The organism is Deinococcus arboris (assembly GCF_009755355.1).
GTDB classification, from domain to species: Bacteria; Deinococcota; Deinococci; order Deinococcales; family Deinococcaceae; genus Deinococcus; species Deinococcus betulae.
Map to the genome: position 1 here is coordinate 60697 of NZ_WQLB01000012.1, position 21044 is coordinate 81740.

16 protein-coding genes are annotated in these 21044 nt (G+C 67.3%); 13 read left to right on the top strand and 3 right to left on the bottom strand.

Annotation, left to right across the window (positions count from 1 at the left end; all coding sequences use genetic code 11):
- Nucleotides 1-11 precede the first annotated feature (11 nt).
- Complete coding sequence (gene lepB / locus GO986_RS10600; protein WP_369409304.1) at nucleotides 12-584, bottom strand: signal peptidase I; 573 nt, start codon at nucleotides 582-584, stop codon at nucleotides 12-14.
- 114 nt (nucleotides 585-698) lie between these two features.
- Here lepB and GO986_RS10605 point away from each other — a divergent pair, with 114 nt between their 5' ends.
- The 9 genes from GO986_RS10605 (at nucleotide 699) to galK (ending at nucleotide 11188) form a co-directional block, all read left to right on the top strand.
- Complete coding sequence (locus tag GO986_RS10605) at nucleotides 699-1040, top strand: FKBP-type peptidyl-prolyl cis-trans isomerase (protein WP_157459267.1); 342 nt, start codon at nucleotides 699-701, stop codon at nucleotides 1038-1040.
- 327 nt (nucleotides 1041-1367) lie between these two features.
- The gene (locus GO986_RS10610; protein WP_157459268.1) at nucleotides 1368-2126 is read left to right on the top strand and encodes a DeoR/GlpR family DNA-binding transcription regulator; all 759 of its coding nucleotides are present in this window, start codon (nucleotides 1368-1370) and stop codon (nucleotides 2124-2126) included.
- A gap of 71 nt (nucleotides 2127-2197) precedes the next feature.
- Nucleotides 2198-3505, top strand: coding sequence for an extracellular solute-binding protein (locus GO986_RS10615; RefSeq protein ID WP_157459269.1), 1308 nt, complete (start codon nucleotides 2198-2200; stop codon nucleotides 3503-3505).
- A 105-nt stretch (nucleotides 3506-3610) separates the two neighbouring features.
- Nucleotides 3611-4474, top strand: coding sequence for a carbohydrate ABC transporter permease (locus GO986_RS10620; RefSeq protein ID WP_157459270.1), 864 nt, complete (start codon nucleotides 3611-3613; stop codon nucleotides 4472-4474).
- Nucleotides 4471-5319 carry a carbohydrate ABC transporter permease gene (locus GO986_RS10625; protein WP_369409305.1) on the top strand — a complete coding sequence of 283 codons (849 nt, stop codon included), beginning with the start codon at nucleotides 4471-4473 and terminating at the stop codon, nucleotides 5317-5319. Before GO986_RS10620 ends, GO986_RS10625 begins: the two co-directional genes overlap by 4 nt.
- Nucleotides 5320-5401: 82 nt before the next feature.
- Nucleotides 5402-7429, top strand: a complete 2028-nt coding sequence (locus tag GO986_RS10630) for a beta-galactosidase (RefSeq protein WP_157459271.1) — start codon at nucleotides 5402-5404, stop codon at nucleotides 7427-7429.
- Nucleotides 7422-8909 carry a glycoside hydrolase family 36 protein gene (locus GO986_RS10635; RefSeq protein WP_157459272.1) on the top strand — a complete coding sequence of 496 codons (1488 nt, stop codon included), beginning with the start codon at nucleotides 7422-7424 and terminating at the stop codon, nucleotides 8907-8909. The genes GO986_RS10630 and GO986_RS10635 overlap by 8 nt, the downstream gene beginning before the upstream one ends.
- Complete coding sequence (gene galT / locus GO986_RS10640) at nucleotides 8902-10020, top strand: galactose-1-phosphate uridylyltransferase (RefSeq protein WP_157459273.1); 1119 nt, start codon at nucleotides 8902-8904, stop codon at nucleotides 10018-10020. The genes GO986_RS10635 and galT overlap by 8 nt, the downstream gene beginning before the upstream one ends.
- A 124-nt stretch (nucleotides 10021-10144) precedes the next feature.
- Entirely contained in the window at nucleotides 10145-11188 is a 1044-nt protein-coding gene (gene galK, locus GO986_RS10645) for a galactokinase (protein WP_157459274.1), read from the top strand.
- 66 nt (nucleotides 11189-11254) lie between these two features.
- Here the strand turns inward: galK and GO986_RS10650 are convergent, their stop codons facing one another.
- Complete coding sequence (locus GO986_RS10650; RefSeq protein ID WP_157459275.1) at nucleotides 11255-11458, bottom strand: hypothetical protein; 204 nt, start codon at nucleotides 11456-11458, stop codon at nucleotides 11255-11257.
- 631 nt (nucleotides 11459-12089) lie between these two features.
- On the opposite strand from GO986_RS10650, the gene pulA reads away from it, so the two are divergent.
- The 3 genes from pulA (at nucleotide 12090) to GO986_RS10665 (ending at nucleotide 17250) form a co-directional block, all read left to right on the top strand.
- Nucleotides 12090-15791: a pullulanase-type alpha-1,6-glucosidase gene (pulA, locus tag GO986_RS10655; protein ID WP_157459276.1), complete on the top strand. Its 3702-nt coding sequence runs from the start codon at nucleotides 12090-12092 to the stop codon at nucleotides 15789-15791.
- A gap of 92 nt (nucleotides 15792-15883) precedes the next feature.
- On the top strand, nucleotides 15884-16165 hold the full coding sequence (locus GO986_RS10660; protein WP_157459277.1) for a hypothetical protein: 282 nt from the start codon (nucleotides 15884-15886) through the stop codon (nucleotides 16163-16165).
- A gap of 134 nt (nucleotides 16166-16299) precedes the next feature.
- Nucleotides 16300-17250 (top strand): nucleoside hydrolase, encoded by a 951-nt coding sequence (locus tag GO986_RS10665; protein ID WP_157459278.1) that lies wholly within the window; start codon nucleotides 16300-16302, stop codon nucleotides 17248-17250.
- A gap of 55 nt (nucleotides 17251-17305) precedes the next feature.
- On the opposite strand, the gene GO986_RS10670 is transcribed toward GO986_RS10665, so the two are convergent.
- Nucleotides 17306-17698, bottom strand: coding sequence for a M67 family metallopeptidase (locus tag GO986_RS10670; protein WP_369409306.1), 393 nt, complete (start codon nucleotides 17696-17698; stop codon nucleotides 17306-17308).
- 83 nt (nucleotides 17699-17781) lie between these two features.
- On the opposite strand from GO986_RS10670, the gene GO986_RS10675 reads away from it, so the two are divergent.
- Entirely contained in the window at nucleotides 17782-21018 is a 3237-nt protein-coding gene (locus GO986_RS10675; RefSeq protein WP_157459279.1) for an FtsK/SpoIIIE family DNA translocase, read from the top strand.
- Nucleotides 21019-21044: the final 26 nt, after the last annotated feature.

Sequence of the window (21044 nt, forward strand, 5' to 3'; positions counted from 1 at the left end):
GTTGGAGCTGATCAGCGGGGCAGCAGGCCGGGCGCGGGCCACAGCCGCAGGTTGGCCGGGCCAGCCACGTCGCGCAGCGACACAACCCCGTAGGCGCGGCTGTCCAGACTTTCCCCCAGGCGACGGTTGTCGCCCATGACCCACAGCTTGCCGGGGGGGACCTGCACCGCTGGCTGGTCCTGCACGAACCCCTCGCTGGCGTAGCTTTCGGCCAGCACACGGCCATTGACCACCACCCGGCCGTCCTGGACCGCCACCGTATCGCCGGGCAGCCCCAGCACCCGCTTGATGTTGTAGGGGCGCCAGCGCAGGCCGTAGGCCGTCTCGTAAGCGTAGCCGCTGTCGGCCGGCGCCTTGAACACCACCAGGTCACCGCGCCGGGGGTACGGCCCGCCCAGGCCCCAGACACGCAGCCAGCGCGGGTATTTCAGCAGCAGCAGGGCGTCCCCACTGGTCAGGGTGGGCTGCATGGAGTCGCCGTCTACCCGCGCCACCGTCAAGCCAAAGGTGGTCAGCAGGTAAACCGGCAGCAGGCCGCCCAGCACCCACGCGCGCCAGGACGAAGAGGAAGAGCGCGCCGTCACAGCTGCCCAGGCTAGCGCACCTACCCCGTCCTGGCACCCGATGTCTTCATGGTCACTTCAGAAGGCGGGACACTGGGATGACGGCTGGCCAGCCCAGCGGTTACCCTGACCCGCATGACGGCGGACGCAACAGGCGGCTTGAAGGTCGAGAAGTACGAAGAAGGCACAGGCACACCCGCACAGGCGGGCAAGATGGTGCGCGTGCATTACACCGGCACCCTGGAAAACGGCCAGAAGTTTGACAGCAGCCGTGACCGCGGTGAACCCATCGAGTTTCCGCTGGGTGTGGGCTACGTCATTCAGGGCTGGGACCAGGGCATCGCGCAGCTACGGGTTGGGGACAAGGCCCGCCTGACCGTGCCGGCCCATCTGGGCTACGGCGACGCAGGCGTGCCCGGCGTCATTCCTGGCGGCGCCACCCTGCTGTTCGACGTGGAACTGGTGGACGTGCGCTGAAAGAAAACCCCTGAGCCCAGCCGGAGAGCCTGAAAGCTCTTCGGCTTTTTTCTGGTCAGCGGGCGGCCAGAGAGGCAGCCGGCCTGCAACAACGTGAAAACACCCCCGGCCCCCGAGTGAGCAACTGCCCCCGTCCTTATTCCACAACATCTGTCTGAGCGGGCATTTTTCGGCCACTGATGCAGTGGTCTCAGACCAGCTGGCCTGACTTGACTGCTCCCCAGTCCTCCAACCTCTTGGAAGGGCTTCCAGCGTCAGCGCTTGACGGCCGCTTTCATTTGACCGTAAGATTCGTAAGTAACGAAATCTACTGTTCAGGGGTTTGCCTTGATTGAGTCGCGCCGAAGCGAGATTTTATCGCTGGTCCAGCAGCATGGAGAATTGCCAGTTACGGAACTTTCGAAACTTCTGGGGGTTTCAGAGGTCACGGTGCGCAGCGACCTGAAGGTGCTGGCCGACGCTGGGCAGGTGCGCCGCACACGCGGCAGCGTGCGGCTGCCGCTGGACGTGCGGCGCGAGTCCCCACTGGAACAGACCCGCCACGAACACACGGCGGCCAAGCGCCGCATTGGCCGCGCCGCCGCCGCCCTGGTACGCGACGGTGAGACGGTCTTTCTGGATGTGGGCAGCACCACCACCGAGGTCGCCCGCGCGCTCTCCCCCACCTTGCAGGGCGTGACCATCGTGACCAACGGGCTCAATATTGCTCTGGAACTGGAACGCCTCAGCGGCGTGCGGGTCATCGTCACAGGCGGCACGCTGCGGCCTCTGCAGCACTCGCTGGTCAGCCCCTACGCGCTGGACGTCCTGAAACACATTCACGCCGACCGCCTGTTTCTGGGCTGCAACGGCGTTCATCCCGAACACGGCGTCACCAACGCCAACCACGAGGAAGCCGAGGTCAAGCGCGTCATGGTGGCGCAGGCCCGCGAGGTCATCGTGGTCGCCGACCACAGCAAGCTCTTTCAGGTCAGCCGCGCGCATGTGGCGCCCACTGGGCGCGTCTCGGCGCTCGTGACCAACCGGCGTGGCCCCGAGCCACCCGAAGCCCTGCACCGGGCCATTCCTAATCTGCACCTCGTCTGAGCCGGCCTATGTCTCTGCACCCGGCTGTCCAGTTCCCCTCACCCCCGCCCGTCTCACCTCCTGGAGGATGTATGAAAAAAGCTCTACTGACGACCCTGGCCCTGCTGGCCGGCACCGCCCTGGCCGCCGACCCCGCCTTTCCCAAAGCGCCTGCCGGCAAGGTGACGCTGGATGTCTGGTCGTGGGTGCCGGGTCTGGACAAGACCGTAACGGCCTTTGAAAAGGCCTACCCCACCATTGACGTGAAAGTGACCAACCTCGGCGGCGGTCCCCAGACCTACACCAAGCTGCTGACCACCTTGAAAGCCGGCACCGGCGCCCCGGACGTGGCGCAGATTGAGTACGGCTTTCTGCCGGCCTTTGTGGATACGGGCGGCCTGGCCGACCTGAGTACGCTGGGTGCGGGCAACTACAAGAAATACTTTGTGCCCTGGACCTGGGGCCAGGTCAGCCCCGACGGCAAGGCCGTGTTCGCCATTCCGCAGGACACCGGCCCCTTTGCGATGGTCTACCGCGACGACCTGATGAAAAAATACGGCCTGAGCGCACCCAAAACCTGGGCCGAGTACGAAAAGGCTGCCGCCACCGTCTACACCAAGAGCGGCGGCAAGGTGAAGATGGGCAACTTCTACGCCACCTTTGCCCCATGGTTCATGGCGCTGGCCTGGGCCGACGGCGCGCAGTTTTTCAAGCGCGACGGCGACCGCTGGGTGCAGACCCTCAACAACCCTGGGGCCAAGAAGGTCCTGAACTACTGGTACGGCATGATTAAAAAAGGTCATGTCGGTACCCTGAACGCCTTTACCAGCGACTACTGGAACGCCGCCGGGGCCGGCCAGGTCGTGTCGAACATGGAAGCGGCCTGGGGACCGGGCGGCTACGCAGGCAGCCTGAAGGACAAGGGTGCCGGCCAGTGGCGCGCGGCCAACCTGCCGCAGTGGACGGCGGGCACGGCCGTCAAGTCAGGCAACTGGGGCGGCAGCTCGAATGTGGTGACCGCCCAGAGCAAGAATAAGGACGCCGCCATGCTGTTTAGCCTGTGGCTGAACCTCTCGCAAAACGCCATTTCGAACAACTGGATTAACGGCGGCCTGTTTCCCGCCAGCGACGCAGGTCTGGACTTGGCCGTTCTGAAAGACAAGACCAAGAACCCCAGCAAGTTCTTTGGCGGCCAGGACATCAGCACGGTCTATGCGCGTGCCAGCCGGGGCGTGAACGTGAACTTCCAGTGGGCGCCGTGGTTCCCGTACGCCAACGACAACTTTAATAAGCAGATGGACCTGATGCTCAAGGGGCGCCTGACGCCCGACCAGGCCCTGGACGCCTGGCAGCGCGAGACGCTGGCCGAGGCCAAGAAACAGGGCTACGACGTCCGGTAAAGCGGGTGAGCGGCTTTGGGGGCGCAGGGCGCGTGGGTTGCGCTTTGCCCCCCTGCCGCCTGAAGAGAGGGTGCCTATGACTGACGCTGCTCCACCGGGACGCCCATGAAGCCGCCGCGCGCGGTGCCGTGGCTGTTCCTGAGTCCTTTTCTGGTGCTGTTTGCCGCCTTTTACGTGGCGCCAGTGCTGTACGCCGGGTATCTGAGCCTGTTTATCAAGAAGCGCGTGGGCTTTGGGCCGGCCCGCGACGTGTTCGGTGGCCTGACCAACTACGCCCGCGCCTTTCAGGACAGCGAATTTCTGACCAGCCTGTGGAACATTCTGAAGTTCGGGCTGGTGCAGATTCCGCTGATGATGGTGCTGGCCACCGCCCTGGCCCTGATGCTGGACGCCAGCCGGGGACGCCTCCAGGCGCTGTTCCGCACCGCGTTTTACCTGCCCTACACCATCCCCAGCGTTATTGCGGGCCTGCTGTGGGGCTACCTGTATTCCAAGAACCTGTCACCGCTGAACCAGCTGACTGGGCGCTCCTTTGACTTTCTGGGCAGCGACGTAGTGCTGTGGAGCATTGCCAACATCGTCACCTGGACCTGGACGGGCTACAACATGATTACCTTGTACGCCGCGCTGCAAAACATTCCCGGCGACCTGTACGAGGCCGCGCGCATTGACGGCGCCGACGGCTGGACCCTGACGCGTTTTATCAAGCTGCCCCTCCTGAGGCCCAGCCTGCTGCTGGTGCTGATTTTCTCGATTATCGGCACCATGCAGATTTTCAGCGAGCCTTTCGTGATTCGGCCGCTGGGCTACGTGCCAGACAACATCACCCCGAACACGTACCTGTATCTGGTGGCCAGCCGCGACGGCAACTTTGGCTACGCGGCCACCCTGGCGATGGTGCTGGCCGCCTTCACGCTGCTGCTGAGCGCCGTGTTCCTGCGCTTTACCCGGCGTGGGGGTGAGCTGTGACGCGGGGCCGCTTTACCCCCGTGCAACTGCTGGCGCTGACGCTGTTTGCCGTGTACGCGCTGCTGCCGCTGTGGTGGGTCATCGTGACCATGTTCAAGGACAACGGGCAGCTGTTTTCGACCTTTGGCCTGTGGTTTGCCAGCCCCAGCCACCTGGCCGAGAACGTGCAGACGCTGCTGACCCGCCAGGACGGCATCTTCCGGCGCTGGCTGCTCAACTCGTTTGTCTACGCCGGGGCCACGGCGCTGGGCAGCGTGCTGGTCAGTGCGCTGGCGGGCTACGCCTTTTCGGCCTACGACTTCCGGGGCAAGAACGCCCTGTTTGCCCTGATTCTGGCCACCATCATGGTGCCGGGCACGGCGCTGGTGCTGCCCCTCTTTCTGATGATGCAGAAGCTGGGCCTGCTGAACACCTACTGGGCGGTGATTCTGCCGGGCCTCGTCAATCCCTTTGGCCTGTACCTGATGCGCCTGTTCTGGGACGCCGGCTTTCCCAGGGAACTGACCGAGGCCGCGCGCATTGACGGCGCGGGCGAATGGACCATCTTTCAGCGCCTGGGGCTGCCGCTGGTGCAGGGCGGGCTGGTGACAGTGGGGCTGTTCTCGTTTGTGGGCGCCTGGAACAACTTCTTTCTGCCGCTGGTGGCGGTCAGCAACGACGAGCTGTTTCCACTGACCCTGGGCCTGAGCGTCTGGAACCAGACCAGCAGTTCCAGCGGACAGGAACCGCTGTACACCGTCATCGTGCTGGGTGCACTCGTCAGCATTCTGCCCTTGGTGGCGGCCTTCCTGACTCTGGGCCGCTACTGGCAGGGCGGGCTGGCGAGCGGCGCAGTGAAGGGCTAACACGGGTGCGCAGCCTGTGGCCACCCTTCGTCCCCTCTTTCGGGCACCACGTCCCCACTCTCTTTTTCAAGGATGACCCTGCATGACCCCTGCTGACCTGCCTGCCCACCTGCTTCTTGGCAGTTGTGACTATCCCGAACATGTGCCGCAAGACCGCTGGGCGCCGTATGCCGCGCAGCAGCGCGCCCTGGGCCTGAGCTACGTGCGCCTGGCCGAGTTTGCCTGGAGCCGCCTGGAGCCGCGCCCCGGCGAGTACACCTGGACCTGGCTGGACGAGGCCGTCGAAACCTACGCCGCCCAGGGCCTGAAGGTCGTGCTGTGTACCCCGACCGCCACCCCGCCCGCGTGGCTGGTGCGGGCCCACCCCGAGCTGCTGGCCCACGACGCCCAGGGCCGCGTGCGCGAGTTCGGCTCGCGCCGGCACTACGACTTTGCCTCGCCTGTGTACCGCGACCACTCGCGCCGCATCACGCGGGCGATGGCTGAGCGGTACGGGCAGCACCCGGCGGTGGCCGGCTGGCAGACCGACAACGAATTTGGCTGCCACGCCACAGGCCGCTCGTATGGAGGCGCCAGCGCCGAGCGCTTTCCAGCCTGGCTGGCCGCGAAATACGGCACCCTGGACGCCCTGAATGACGCCTGGGGCAATGTCTTCTGGAGCATGGAGTACAGCGACTGGGCACAGATCAAGCCGCCCATCCTGACCGTGACCGAACCCAATCCCTCGCATGTGCTGGACTACGCCCGCTTTGCCTCGGGCCTGATTGCCGAGTTCCAGGCCGAGCAGCTGGCCATCCTGCGCGAGCTGTCTCCAGGCCGTTTTTTGACCCACAATTTCATGATTTTTGAAACCGGCTTTGACCATTACGAGGTGGCCGCCGGCCTGGACTTTACCAGCTGGGACAACTACCCCACTGGCATGCTGGAGTTCTTTGCGCCCCCTGGCATGGCCGAGGAGGTCAAGACCCGCTTTGCCCGCACCGGCCACCCGGACCTGGTGGGGTTTAACCATGACCTGTACCGGGGGGTAGTGGGACGTGGGCTGTGGGCTGTAGGAACAGCGCAGACCCCACAGCCCACACCCCACAGCCCACAACCGGGTTTCTGGGTTATGGAGCAGCAGTGCGGGCCCGTGAACTGGGCGCCCCACAACCCGCTGCCCGCGCCGGGGGCCGTGGCGCTGTGGACCGCGCAGGCCTGGGCGCACGGCGCCGACGTGGTCAGTTACTTCCGCTGGCGGGCGGCCACGATGGCGCAGGAGGTCATGCACTCGGGGCTGCTGCGCCACGACGAGACGCCCAGCCCCGGCCACGCCGAGGTGGCGGCGCTGGACACGGCACAGTTGCCGCTGGGCCCAGTGCCCGCGCGCGTGGCCCTGCTGCACGACTACGAGAGCCTGTGGCTGTACGACGCGCAGCCGCATGCGGCGGGCCTGAGCTACTGGGCGCAGACCGTCACGTACTACGCGGCGCTGCGGTCACTGGGCCTTGACGTGGACGTGGTGCACGCCGACGCCGACCTGAGCGGCTACGCGGTGGCCGTGGCGCCGGCCATCACGCTGGTGGACGGGGCGCGCGCCGGGCGCTGGGCGCAGGCGGTCGCCGGGGGCACGGCGCTGGTCTGTGGCCCCCGCACCGCCTTTCGCACGCCAGGCGGCGGCACCTGGGAGGGGGGGCAATTTGGCCCGCTGGCCGGCCTGGTGGGGGCCAACCTGCTAAATTACGACTCGTTGCGGCCAGGGCTGGCGCAGGGTGTGGGGGGCAGTTTCGGCGTCTACAGCGCCCACACCTGGGCCGAAAGTTACCGCCTGACCGGCGCACAGGCGCTGGCCACCTACCAGGGCGGGCCCCTGGACGGCCAGGCCGCCGTGATCCGTCAGGACAACGTGACCGTCATCGGCGCGCACAGTGACGCCCTGATTCGCGCTGTACTGACTGGTGTGCTGACCGGCGCGGGGCTCCCAGTAACGCCCCTGCCTGACGGCGTACGCCTCAGCCGCCGCGCTGGTCAGGTCCTCGTGCAGAACTGGAACCCGGAGCCCGCCGAGTGGAACGGCCAGACCCTCCCCCCCGTCAGTTTCGCGGTGCAGCCGGAGGCCCCTCATGCCTGAATGGACCCTGAACGTCAACCCCGCCGAGCTGCGCGTGCTGGTCAGCGGCTTTCAGTCGTGGAGTGAAGCCGAGCTGCGCCCCCTGCAAGACACGCAGGCCGTGCCCCTGATGCGCTGGCGCCACGAACAGGGCCACGACCCCGGCTTTCTGCCCAGCGGGCAGGCGGGCGTGTGGCGCAGTCACACCGTGCTGGCGCTGGTGCGCCCGGACGGCAGCGGCTGGGTGGGCGGGGCCGGCGACGCCACGCAGACCTTTGTGGGCTGGGAAGCGCGCGCCAGCGGCGACCAGGTGACGGTGACCTGCACCCTGGAAGGACCAGAAGTACCTGTCCTGTGGGAAGAAACCTCAGATGTCACCGCCACCCTGGAGGCGCAGGCAGTCCGGCTGGGCCGCGCCATGCACGCCCGCACGCCTGCGCCGCTGCGCGTGTGGTGCTCGTGGTACTCGTACTACCGCGCCGTGACCCTGGACGCCATGCTGGACAATGCCCGGCGGGCCCGCGACCTGGGCCTGCCCTTTGAAGTCTTTCAGCTGGACGACGGCTTTCAGGCCGACCTGGGAGATTGGACAGAGCCCAGCGCCCACTTTGGCGGCCACGCCCGCGACCTGCCTGGCCCGCTCGGGGACCTGGGGTTTACGCCGGGCCTGTGGCTGGCGCCCTTTCTGGCCGCGCCGTCCTCGCGCCTCTTTGCCGAGCACCCCGACTGGATGCTGCGCGGCGAGGACGGCCAGCCGCTGCCTGTCGGCCACAACTGGGGCGGGGCGTATTACGCGCTCGACACCACGCACCCCGAGGTGCTGGCCTGGCTGCGCGATCTGGCGGCCACGGTGCGCGGCTGGGGCTACACCTACCTCAAGCTGGACTTCCTGTATGGCGCGGCGCTGCCCGGCGTGCGCCACAACCCGCAGGTGGGCCGCGCCCAGGCGTACCGGCAGGGCCTGCAAGCCCTGCGCGACGGGGCCGGACAGGACGCCTTCCTGCTGGGCTGCGGGGCGCCGCTGGCCCAGAGCATTGGGCTGGTGGACGCCATGCGCACCGGGCCCGACGTGGCGCCCTTCTGGGATGAGGAGTCCCGGCGTGTGTGGCTGGGCGACGCCACTGGCCCCAGCGCCCGCAACGCCCTGCACACCGCCCTGTCGCGCTGGTATCAGCACCCCTGGTATCAGCCGGACCCCGACGTGGCCATCTGCCGCCGCGAACTGAGCCTGCTGAGCCACGAGGAGCGGGAAGCGGTGGCCGGCATGCTGGACGTAATCGGAGGCCTGCGCGCCAGCAGCGACCCGATTGCCCTGCTGGACGACGAGGGCCTGGCCCTGCTGCGCCGCTGCCTGACCATCAGCACGCCGGACCGGCCAGCGGCCCTGACCCAGAGTTTTGGCGGAGCCGTGACCCATTTTTCGCGCGGCACTTTTAACCTAGCAGACATGCGGCTCGGCGGCCTGGCCGCGCACAGCTACCGTAAAGGCCATCATGGCTGACCCCGCGCCGCCCACTGCCCTCTACGCCGCCGACTGTGTCAAGCCGGACGGCCGCCCCCTGACCCTGTACGGCCTGGCCCCGGTGCGCGTGCGGGGGGCCATCCCCAGCCCCAGCCCCGACCCGGTGGACGCCCGCCCGGCCCTGCGCTGGCACCCGCTGCGCGGCGAGTGGGTCATGTACGCGGCGCACCGCATGGGCCGCACCTTCCTGCCGCCCCCTGAATACAACCCGCTGGCCCCCACCACAGACCCCCAGCACCCCACCGAGCTGCCGCAGGGTGACTACGACATCGCCGTCTTTGACAACCGGTTTCCCAGCCTGACCCTGACGGCCCCCGAGCCGCCTGCTGGCCCGGCGGGCACCCGCGCCGGGGTGGGGGCCTGCGAGGTCGTGGTGTTTAGCCAAAGCGCCCAGGGCCGCCTGTGCGACCTCCGGGACGAACAGGTGACCCTGCTGCTGTCGGTGTGGGCAGACCGCACAGCGCGCCTGGCGGCCACCGGGCAGATTCAGAGCGTGCTGGCCTTTGAAAACCGGGGGGTCGAGGTCGGGGTGACCCTGCACCACCCCCACGGCCAGATTTATGCCTACGACCATATTCCGCCTGTACAGGCGCGGATGCTGGCCCAGACCGGCGCCTACCGCGCCCAGCACGGCCGGCCCTGGCTGGCCGATTTTGTGGCCGAAGAGCGCCAGAGCGGCGAGCGGCTGGTGCGGGACGACGGCCTGGCCCTCAGTGTGGTGCCGCCCTTTGCGCGCTACTCCTATGAAACCTGGGTGCTGCCCGCCCGCCCGGTGGGGCTGCTGTCGGACCTGAGCGGCGCCGAGCGAGCCAGCCTGGCGCGGGTGCTCAAAGACGCCCTGCTGCGCCTGGACGGCCTGTTTGGCGTGCGAATGCCCTACCTGCTGACGGTGCATCAGGCGCCGCTGGACGGTCCCCACCCCGAATTCCCACTGCACATTGAGCTGTATCCCTACCTGCGCGCCCCCGGCCGCATGAAATACCTGGCAGGCACCGAGCAGGGCGCGGGCGAGTTTGCCAACGACAAATTGCCCGAGGTCGCCGCCGCCGAACTGCGCGCTGTCAGCCCCAGCGCGGGAGAGGGCCTGTGATACGCATCTCGCCTCTTGTGTTAACAAAGAAGGTCGCCGTTTTGCCAACTCCACGCCCGGAACCCGTGTCTCTTCTCGCTCCGTTCGGCTTCACCCATGTGCACACGGTTGAATCGGAGGCTGTATGAAGGCCTTTGCTGACGTTTTCCACCAGGCGCCCGACGTGGTTGCCAGCGCGCCGGGCCGCGTGAACCTGCTGGGCGAGCACACCGATTACCAGGGCGGCTTCGTGCTGCCCACGGCCATTCCCCAGCAGGCCACCGTGGCGCTGGCGCGCAACGGCACCGACGAACACCGCGTTTACGCCGCTGACCTGGACGAGTGGGCGGCGTTCCCGGTCGGAGAAAACGCCCAGGCTCCGTTTGCGCGCTATGTGGCCGGGGCGCTGGCGCTGGGCGGCGCCTCGGGCGGCCTGAACGTCCATGTCACCTCGGACGTGCCGATGGGCGCGGGCCTGAGCAGCAGCGCAGCGCTGGAGGTGGCGGTGCTGCGGGCGCTGCGGCGCCTGGGAGACCTGAAGGCTGACGACGAGCACATTGCCCTGGTGGCCCAGCGCGCCGAACACGAGTTTGTGGGCGTGCAGTGCGGCATCATGGACCAGATGGCCAGCAGCGTGGCCGACACGCACACCCTGCTGCTGCTGGACACCCGCAGCCTGGAGCGCCAGCTGCGGCCCCTTCCGGCCGGCGCCGAGGTGCTGGTGCTGGACAGCGGCGTGCCCCGCACCCTGGCGGGCAGCGGCTACAACGAGCGCCGCGCCCAGGTCGAGGAAGCCGCCCGGCTTCTGGGCGTCCCCGAACTGCGGGACATTACAGAGGTGGAAGCGCTGACGGGTCTCCCCTCGCCGCTTCTGGAACGGGCCAGACATGTCGTCACCGAGAACGCCCGCGTGCTGGCCGCACTGGAAGAAGGCGTGGACGCCGCCCGCTTCGGCACCCTGATGAACGCCAGCCACGCCAGCCTGCGGGATGACTACGCGGTGTCGCACCCACGGCTGGACGAACTGGTGAGCCGGCTGCAGGCCCACCCGGCGGTGTACGGCGCCCGCCTGACCGGCGCGGGCTTTGGCGGGGCGGTGGTGGCGCTGGTGCAGGCGGGTCAGGCCACTGCCATTGCCGCCGAGGTGCTGGCCGGGTACGGCCCGGAAGGCCGGCAAGTCGTTCCATAAGCTCGCCACAGCACAGAGGGCGGCCCTGAGAAAGATTCATCAGGGCCGCCCTCTGTCTACCGGTGTTCAGATTTCGCCGTCGTTGGTGTTGGTGTCGCGCTGGGGGTCTTTCTGGCGGTTGGGTTCCCCGTGCTGCACGCCAATATCGGGATTACCGGGGCTGTCCTGCACCACGCCGCTGTCGTGATGGGGAATGTGGCGCAGGCTTTCGGCGTCACTGTGGTGTTCCTGCGGACGGTCGTTGGTTTCGTCGCTGCGGTGTCCAGTCATGGAGGCAGGGTAGGCAGGCGCAGGCGCGGGGACGTGTGCCCCGCGTCAAGAGGACTTGAGCAACAGGCTGAACATTTTCAAGGTTGTGACTGAAAAGTCCGTCCCACAAGTCCTTTTTCCGAAAGAAGTCTGAGTAGTGGGACAGGGCAGCGTCTCAGGCAGGTTTTCTCAAGCCTCCGCTTATCACACATTGAAACCTGGGGCCGCGCCAGTAGTCAGGGAATCGGTCCAGCAGATGCCAGTAATCACGCTCTAAGGTTGATGGCTGCGTGATACGCACTCCAGCCTCATCCGAAAGATGTTTTGGCTGACTGAAAGCGGAGAGAGAGACGGATTTCTAGGCATCGGACTTCTAAAGCGTTCAAGGCGGGGAACACACAACGCCCTCCCAGGTGTTACGGAAATAGACGGCATCCGCCCGAGTGATGGGTCAAGAGCTTAGAGGCGGCTCCTCGTATGCTCTGATGCGTCAGCTCCGGCGACTCGGTCTGCGGCAAGTCTGTGTTTCACAGGCCTGCCTGTCGCCGGGCTGAGGCTCGGTGGGTTCAGGCTGAGGGGCTGCTTCCTTGTCTTTCTTGATTCGGCTTTCTACGGGTCTCTGCCCTTGGTGGAACCGCTACAATTCCTGTACATGAAACGTCTTGCGACCCTTCTGACGGTCGCGCTGGCTGCCACGGCAGCGGCGCAAAACGCTTTGCCCGCCAACACCGCCCGCGTGCACTACCAGCGCACGGACGGCGCCTACGCAGACTGGGGCCTGCATGTCTGGGAAGACACTGCGGCGCAGGTCACCTGGGATAAACCGCTGGCCCAGACCGGCCGCGACGACTGGGGCGCCTACTACGACATTCCCCTGAAGCCCGGCGCGCAGAAGGTGGGCTTTCTGGTGCATAAGGGCGACACCAAAGACCCCGGCGCCGACCTCTGGTTTGACCTGAGCAGGGGGCGCGAGCTGTTTCTGAAATCGGGGGGCAGCAACGTGGCCTATGCGAAGGGAGAAGCCTTGACTGTGGACGCCACCAAAGCGCCTGTGGCGCAGGCTGCACCTGCTACGACTCCGGCCCCGGCCGCGCCGGCGGCCACTGGAAGCACTCCCATTCCTCAGAACGTCCTGCGCGTGCGGTACGTGCGTCCCGACGGCAAATACGACGGCTGGGGGCTCCATGTCTGGGAGGACACCACGGCGGCGGTGGAATGGACCAAGCCGCTGGCCCAGACCGGCGTGGACGCGGGCGGCGCCTATTGGGACGTCCCCCTGAAAGCCGGCGCGGCCAAGGTGGGCTTTATCGTGCACAAGGGCGACGACAAGGACCCCGGCGCAGACCTGTTTGCCGACCTGAGTAAAGGGCGTGAAGTGACCGTGACCAGCGGCAAAGCCGACTTTGCCTACGGCGCCCCCGCCGCCCTGAGCGACCCACCCGTGCGCGCCGGGTTTGCCCGCATCAATTACTTCCGCCCCGATGGCAAATACGACGGCTGGGGCCTGCATGTCTGGGAAGACACCACCGCCAGCGTGGAGTGGACCAAACCGCTGACCCAGACGGGCACCAACAGCTTTGGTGCCTACTGGGACGTGCCGATGAAGACCGACTGGAAAAAACTGAATTTCATCGTCCACAAGGGCGACGAGAAAGACCCCGGCCCCGACATGACCCTAAGCAGCGAGCAAGGCAATCAGGCGTGGGTGGTCAGCGGCAAGACCGAGGTGTACACCACGCGCCCCGACACCAGCGTGCGCCAGGTGGGCGACCTGATGAAGCAGCAAGCCGTGATGCTCTCGCGGGACCTGGTGGCCGTAAAGCCCGAACTGGTGCAGCCCGGCGCCTTTCTGACCCTGCACGCTGCGAAGGACGCCAGCCTGAAACTGACCGCTGCCGGCGTGGACGGTGGCGACAGCCTGACCCTGGAAGCGGTAGAGGGTGGCCTGACCGCCGCCCTGAAGGCCAAAGTGCCCTACCTCGCCAACTACGCCCTGCTGCGGGTGCGCCCCGAGGACCGCGCCCGCCTGCCCGAAGCGCTGCGCGGTCAGCTGGCCCTCTCCAGTGTGCTGCCCGACGGCACCGTGCTGGACGCCACCGGCGTACAGACGGCCTGGGCTCTGGACGACCTGTTCACGGCTGCGGGCCCACTGGGCGTGACCTGGCAGGGCAACGTGCCCACCGTGCGGCTGTGGGCCCCCACGGCGCAGGACGTGAAGCTGCGCCTGAGCGCGATCGGCGCAAGCACCGAAACCACTGTGCCCATGACCCGCGACGCGCAGGGCGTGTGGACCGCCAAAGGTGCAGCCGGCTGGAAAGGCGGGAGCTACCGCTTTGAGGTCAAGGTCTTCGCACCCAGCACCGGCAAGGTGGAAACGAACCTCGTCACTGACCCCTATTCCGTGGCCCTCACGCGCAACAGCGCCCGCAGCGTCCTACTGGACCTGAACGACGCCGCCCTGAAGCCGCAGGGCTGGGACGCCCTGAAAAAACCCGCGCTGCGCAGTGCGGCCGACCTCAGCTTCTACGAATTGCACCTGCGCGACTTCAGCGCCGCCGACGCCACCGTGCCTGCCGCGCAGCGCGGCACCTATCTGGCCTTTACACAAGCCGCCAGCAGCGGTATGACGCACCTGAAGGCCCTGGCCGACGCGGGCCTGAAAGCCGTTCACCTGCTGCCCACCTTTGACATCGCCACCATCAATGAGGACAAGGGGCAGTGGAAGACGCCCGGCGACCTGAGCCGGTTTGCGCCGAACAGTGACGAGCAGCAAAAGGCTGTTGCGGCCGTCAGAGACGCTGATCCCTACAACTGGGGCTACGACCCCTACCACTACATGGTCCCCGAAGGCAGCTACGCCGTGAACCCGGACCAGCGCACCCTGGAATACCGCCGCATGGTGGCCGCCCTGAACGGCGCCGGGCTGCGGGTGGTGCAGGACGTGGTGTTTAACCACACGGCCGCCAGCGGGCAGGCCGAGCGCTCGGTGCTGGACAAGATCGTGCCCGGTTACTACCACCGTCTGAATGTCAACGGCGGCGTAGAGAACTCCACATGCTGCGCTAACACCGCCACTGAACACACCATGATGCGCAAACTCATGGTGGACACGCTGGTCCTGATGGCCCGCGCCTACAAAGTAGACGGCTTCCGCTTTGACCTGATGGGCCACCACCTCGTGAGCGACCTGCAGGCGGCCCGCGCAGCCCTGGACGCCCTGACCGTGCAAAAAGACGGCGTGGACGGCAAGGCCATTTACCTGTATGGCGAGGGCTGGGACTTTGGCGAGGTGGCCGCCGGGGCGCGCGGCAAGAACGCCACGCAGCTGAACCTGTTCGGGCAGGGCGTCGGCACCTTCAATGACCGCCTGCGCGACGCGGTGCGCGGCGGCAATCCCTTTGGGGGCCTTCAGGAGCAGGGCTTTGCCACGGGCGCCTTCGTGCTGCCCAATGGCCTGCCGGGCGGCGCCGACAAGGCCAAAGCCCTGGCCCTGGCCGACCTGGTGCGCCTGGGCCTGACGGGCAACCTGCGCGACTACCGCCTGACGAACGCGTCGGGCCAGACCGTCACCGGGGCGGGCCTGAAGTACGGCGACGCCCCCGCTGGCTACGCCGCCAGCCCGCGCGAGGCCATCACCTATGTCAGCGCCCACGACAACCAGACGCTGTACGACGCGGTGCTGCTGAAAGCTCCGGCGAATGCCACCCCCGCCCAGCGCACCCGCATGCAGAATCTGGCCAACAGTGTGGTGCTGCTGGGCCAGGGCCTGCCGTTTTCCTATGCTGGCGACGAGATTCTGCGTTCCAAGAGCTTCGATACCGACAGCTACAACTCGGGCGACTGGTTCAACACCCTGGATTTCACCCGCGCCTCGAACGGCTTTGGCAAGGGCTTGCCGTCCGCCGAAAAGAATGCAGCGAACTGGGACCTGTACCGCCCACTGCTGGGCAACACGGCCCTGAAGCCGGGCGCTGCCGAGATCGGACGCGCCTTTGACCACTACCGGGAGATGCTGCGCGTGCGCTACTCCAGCACCCTGTTCCGCATGGATACGGCGGCGCAGGTGGGACAGGGCCTGACCTTCCTGAACGTGGGACCGAACCAGACGCCGGGCGTGATCGCCATGAAGCTGAGTGGAGCGGTAAATGCCACCAACCCGTACCGCACTGTCGTCGTGGTCTTCAATGCCAGCGACCAGAGCGTGACCCTGCAAGACGCCGCGCTCTCGGGCCTGAACCTGAGCCTGCATCCGGTGCTAGCCGCCAGCACCGACGCAACCGTCAAAACCAGCAAGGCCAGCGGCAATAGCGTGACGGTGCCGGCCCTGACCACGGCGGTGTTCGTCGGGAAATGAGAAGAGGCTTGAGCGCGCGAGGTTTCGAATATTTCTTGTTGTGGCACAAATGCTGCACCAGAGCGAGGAAATGCGAGCGCTAAGATAACTACATGAATGAAACGGCTGAGACCGAACCCTTCTTGGGACGAGTCTCGGCCGTCTTCCCTATGTCCGCCATGACAGGCTTGATTCTGGTATTTGAGCAGTGGACGGGGCACCTTCAATCTGGCGACCAAATCAGTATTCATTGGGACGAACACCGCTCAGAGCAGCACATGGTCAGAGATCTCCATTTCGCCCTACTGCCGCCACAAGACTTATGTATCCTTCTGCGCCCAGTAGCTGATCTTCAGGATGTCGTGGGTGCAACGGTCAAAGGTCTTCCACGTTGACTACCAAAGCTGTGACACAGGTATACAGCACGTCAAGCCCTTCCCGACCAAGCTGAGCCGAGCGCAAAAGAGGTTCACCTAGGCTGCTTTCCGACCCCGCGCCTGAGCGGCATTCCTTCGTTATGCTGCCGCCCATGACCCACTCTCCCCTGCCCGTGATTCTGGACGGTGACCCTGGCCTGGACGACGCCGTGGCCTGGCTGCTGGCGCTGGCCAGTCCTGAAAACCTGACCGTACTGGGCGTGACCACTGTGCACGGCAATGTGGCCCTGCCGCTGACCACCCGTAATGCTGGGGTGACGCTGGCACTGGCCGGCGAGGCGGGGCAGAAGGTGCCCGTCTACGCTGGCGCCGACCGACCCCTGGTGCGCCCACCGCTGAGCGCCGCAGCGGTTCACGGCGACACCGGCCTCCCCGCCAAGCACCTGCCTGAGCCGGGGCGTGACCCCGAAGCGGAACATGCCGCCCTGTTCATCATCCGCACGGTGAGGGAGCGGCCCGGCGAGGTCACCCTTATTCCCACCGGCCCTCTGACCAACGTGGCCCTGGCGCTGCGCCTGGCCCCGGACATCGCGCCCCTTCTCCGTGAGATCGTGTGGATGGGCGGAAGCACCGCGCAGGGCAACCGCACCCCCGCCGCCGAATTCAACGCCCTGGCCGACCCCCACGCCGCGCAGATCGTCTTTGAAGCGGGCGTGCCTCTGAAGATGGTGGGCCTGAACGTGACCATGCAGTGCATCGCCACACCAGAGCGGGTGGCGGCCCTGCGCGCCCTGGGCAACCAGGCCGGGGCCGTGTGCGCCGAGCTGCTGACCTTTTACGCGGCGGTGTACCAGCGCCGCTACGGCCTCAGCGGGGGCGCCCTGCACGACCCGCTGGCCGTCGCCGCCGCTCTGCGCCCTGACCTGCTCACCTGGCACCCCATGAACGTGCAGGTCGAGACCGAAGAGGGCCTGAACCTGGGCCGCACCGTCTGCGACCTGTACGGCGTGACCGCCCAGCCCGCCAATGCCCAGGTGGCGGTGGGCGTGCGGGATGACGAGTTTTTCGAGCTGCTCCTGGAGCGCATCGGGCGGCTGCCCTAGGCAGAGGGCGGTGCGCGGTTGACCGTTGTTGCCGCGTCCCGCGCACCGCTTCTCGCTACCCAATCTCCACCTCTTCCCCACCCGGCAGCCGGTACGCCCGCAGGGTCCCCCCGGCCACATCGGCAATCAGGTAGGGCACGGGGTAGGCGGCGAGTGCCTGGTCACTCAGGCTGGGCCGCGCCGGGCCGCGCGGATGGCTGTGATAGAGCCCCACGAGTTCCAGGCCCTCAGCCTCCATGGCCCGCAGGGCACGCAGCAGGTGACCGGGATCGGCCAGATACGCCCGCTCGGGCTGCGGGTCAATGTTGGGCAGCGGGTAGAGGGTGCGGGCTTCCCAGCCTCCGTGGAGGCGCACGCCGCCCAGGGCGCCCACGCACTCGCGCGGGGCCTCCTGCCGGGCGTGACGCCACAGCTCGCGGTGCAGGGCCGGGGGCAGCAGGAGGCTCACGCCGGCATTCTAGGTCAGTCAGGGGCCGGGAACGCCGTGCTGGCGGGCAATTGCGCGCCCCGCTTTGGGGTACACTGCCCGCTATGGCGAAGGCTCGTTCAAAAAGGGCCGCTCCGGTCAGTCGGTTCGATGGAGAGGCGCTGGGCCTGGTGCTGTTTGCGCTGGGCATTTTTCTGGGTGTCACGGTGTATCTACCGCAGGACGAAGCGGCGTCCGCGCAGTTTATGGGGCAGGCGCGCGGGCTGCTGCTCACCTTTCTGGGCTGGGCCGCGTGGCTGCTGCCCACTGTGCCCGTGGCCTACGGCACCCTGATTTTCCTGGGCCGCGACCTGGGCAACCTGACCCGCCGGGTGCTGGGCGGCGCCGTCGTGGTGGCTTCTTTGCTGGCGCTGTACGAGGTCTTTGCGCCCGGACAGGCCGGCGCGCTGGCCGCGCAGGTCATGGCGCCTCTGTACCGGGCGGTCAATCTGCTGTCAGTGCTGCTGCCGCTCGTGACCCTGACGCTGGGGGCCGAGATCATGCTGCGGTTGGCCCCGCTGACGCTGCTCAAGGGCTTTTTCCGCTGGGCCAGCGTGCTGCTGGGCGGCGGCGCGGCGCAGGTACAGGGCGTCATCGAGGCGCGGCAGGACGGCCGCGAATCGGCGCGCGCCCGCACTGGCGCGCGGCAGGGGCTGGCGGCCCTCACGCGCGAACTGGAGGGCCTGCGCCGCCTCTATCCCGAAGCCCGGCCCCTGCGTGACCTTCAGGCCGAGGTCCGGGACGCCCAGCGCGAGGTGCGTGCTCTGGATGAGGCGGGGCTGAAGAACATGGACCGCACCCTGACCGGCTGGCAGGAGGTGCTGACCACCTTTGTCGGTGACGCGGCGCGCGACCTGCGTGACCTGGTAGCCGCCGAGGCGCCCGAGGCGGGCGCGCAGGCCGAGGCGACCGCCAACGAACTGCGCGCCGGGCGGCATGACCTGAGCGCCGAGCTGCCCAGCACCCTGGCCTGCGGCGCCCTGGAACGCTACCGTCGCGCGCTGGTGGCTGACATCCAGCGCCTGGCTGTGCGCGCAGGCCGACTGGAACGGGACCGCAAGGCCGCCGAAAAAGGCCTGGCCAGGGCCGATGCGGCGGGCCTGGCCCGCGAATGGCCGGCGCACCGCACCCGCACCGAGGACTGGACGGCCCTGAGCCACGAGTTCACCGCCTGGCGGGGCCGCGCCGCCGCGTATGTCGGCTGGCCTGACCTGGTGGCGGCCTTTGACCGCGCCCCCACCGAGGTTGCCGCCCAGCTGGAAGCGGCCCTCGACAAGGACCCCGAGGGCACCTTGCTCGACCCCGGCGGCTGGCGCGCCGTCCTGGCCCAGGCCCAGGAGGACGCCCGCCGCCGGGTGGACGCCATGGGGATGCCAGCGGCGCTGCCCACACTGGATTTCGACTTCACCGGGTTTGAAGCGGGCAGCGTAGAGGGAGCAGGAGCGGCGCCCCTCTGGTCCCCGCCGGGCCGAACTGCCGCGCCAGAGCTAGAGGGCGTACCCAGTTTCAGTGCACTGGCCCCCGACCCGCTGCCAGCGGTCAGCCCCCCACCACATGCGGCGACGGTCACCCTTCCCCCACCGGTCACCCGTCCTGTGCCCACCCCGGCCCCCCAGGCTCAGCCCGACCCCCTGCTGAACGGTCTGGACCCCTTCGGCGACTGGGACGACGACGACCTGCCGTTCGGGCCACCGGCCAGCATTCTGCCAGCCAGCCCCACGCCCCCAGCTCCCAGCGCCGCCCCCTGGGAAAGCCCGGCCCCCGAGAAGGTCGCCGCGCCCCGGCCCACCACCCAGGTGCCCCTCTTTACCGGCGAAGCCAATGCGCCGCGCCCCGTTCAAGGTGCCCTTCCCCTGGCCCGGCCGGACGAGGCCCTGCTGGACCCTCTGCCGGCGGCGGCACTCAACATGGCAGCGCTGGAAGTCTCTGCGCGGCAGCGGGCTGGCCTGATTGACGAGACCTTGCGGCACTTCAACCTTCAGGCGCGCGTGGTGGACTACGCCCGAGGCCCCACAGTGACCCGCTACGAAATCGAGCCGGCGCCCGGCGAGAAAATCAGCCGCATTGCAGGCCTGAGCAACGACCTGGCGCGCGCTCTGGCGGTGGGTGGCGTGCGTGTAGAGGCGCCGGTGCCCGGCAAAAGCGTGATTGGCCTGGAGGTGCCCAACGCCGAGCGCGAACCCGTGACCTTTCACCAGGCGGCGGCGGCCCCCAGTTTCAAGAGCACCCGCGCCAAGCTGCCCATCATCCTGGGCAAGAGCATTGACGGCGAACTGATGGTGGGCGACCTGGCCAAGATGCCGCACCTGCTGGTGGCGGGCAGTACTGGCTCGGGCAAGTCAGTGTGCGTCAACACCCTGATTACGTCGCTGCTGTTTAAATACCTGCCCACCGAACTGCGCTTTCTCATGATTGACCCCAAGATGGTGGAACTCACGCCCTACGACGGCATTCCCCATCTGGTGCGCGGCGTGGTCACCAACCCCGTGGACGCGGCGGGCGTGCTGCTGGGCGCCGTGGCCCACATGGAGCGGCGCTACAAGATGATGTCGCAGGTGGGCGCCAAGAACCTGGAGCAGTTCAACGCCAAGATGCGCCAGGTGGGCGAACCCGAGCTCCCGCATCTGGTCATCATCATTGACGAGCTGGCCGACCTGATGATCACCAGCCCCAAAGAAGTGGAAAGCGCCATTATGCGTCTGGCCCAGATGGCGCGCGCCACCGGCATGCACCTGGTCCTGGCGACCCAGCGCCCCAGCGTGGATATCCTGACCAGCTTAATTAAAGTCAACGTGCCGGCGCGCATCGCCTTTGCCGTCAGCAGCAGCCACGACAGCCGGACCATTCTGGACGCCCTGGGCGCCGAGCGCCTGACCGGCATGGGCGACATGCTGTTTTACCAGCCGGGCCTCATCAAGCCGGTGCGCCTGCAGGGGCCCTATATCAGTGAGGTGGAGTCCGCGCGCATTGCCGACGAGTTGCGCCGTCAGGTCTTCGAGGACGCCTTTGTCGAGGCCTACGGCTCCGACTTTGAAGGTGGCGTGGAAGCCAGTGGGCCCAGCACCGGCAGCGGCAACATGGACTTTTCCGACCCCTTGCTACGTCAGGCCGCCCAGATCTGCATTGAAGAGGGACAGGGCAGCGTCAGCCGCCTGCAACGCCGCCTGTCGGTGGGGCATGCCCGCGCCGGCAAGCTCATGGACCTGCTGGAAGCCATGAAGATTGTCAGCAAGCATCAGGGCAGCAAACCCCGCGACGTCCTGATCAGCGAGGCCGAGTTACCCGAATATTTCGGCCGCTGAACGAAGGAGAGCGCACAAATCTCAAC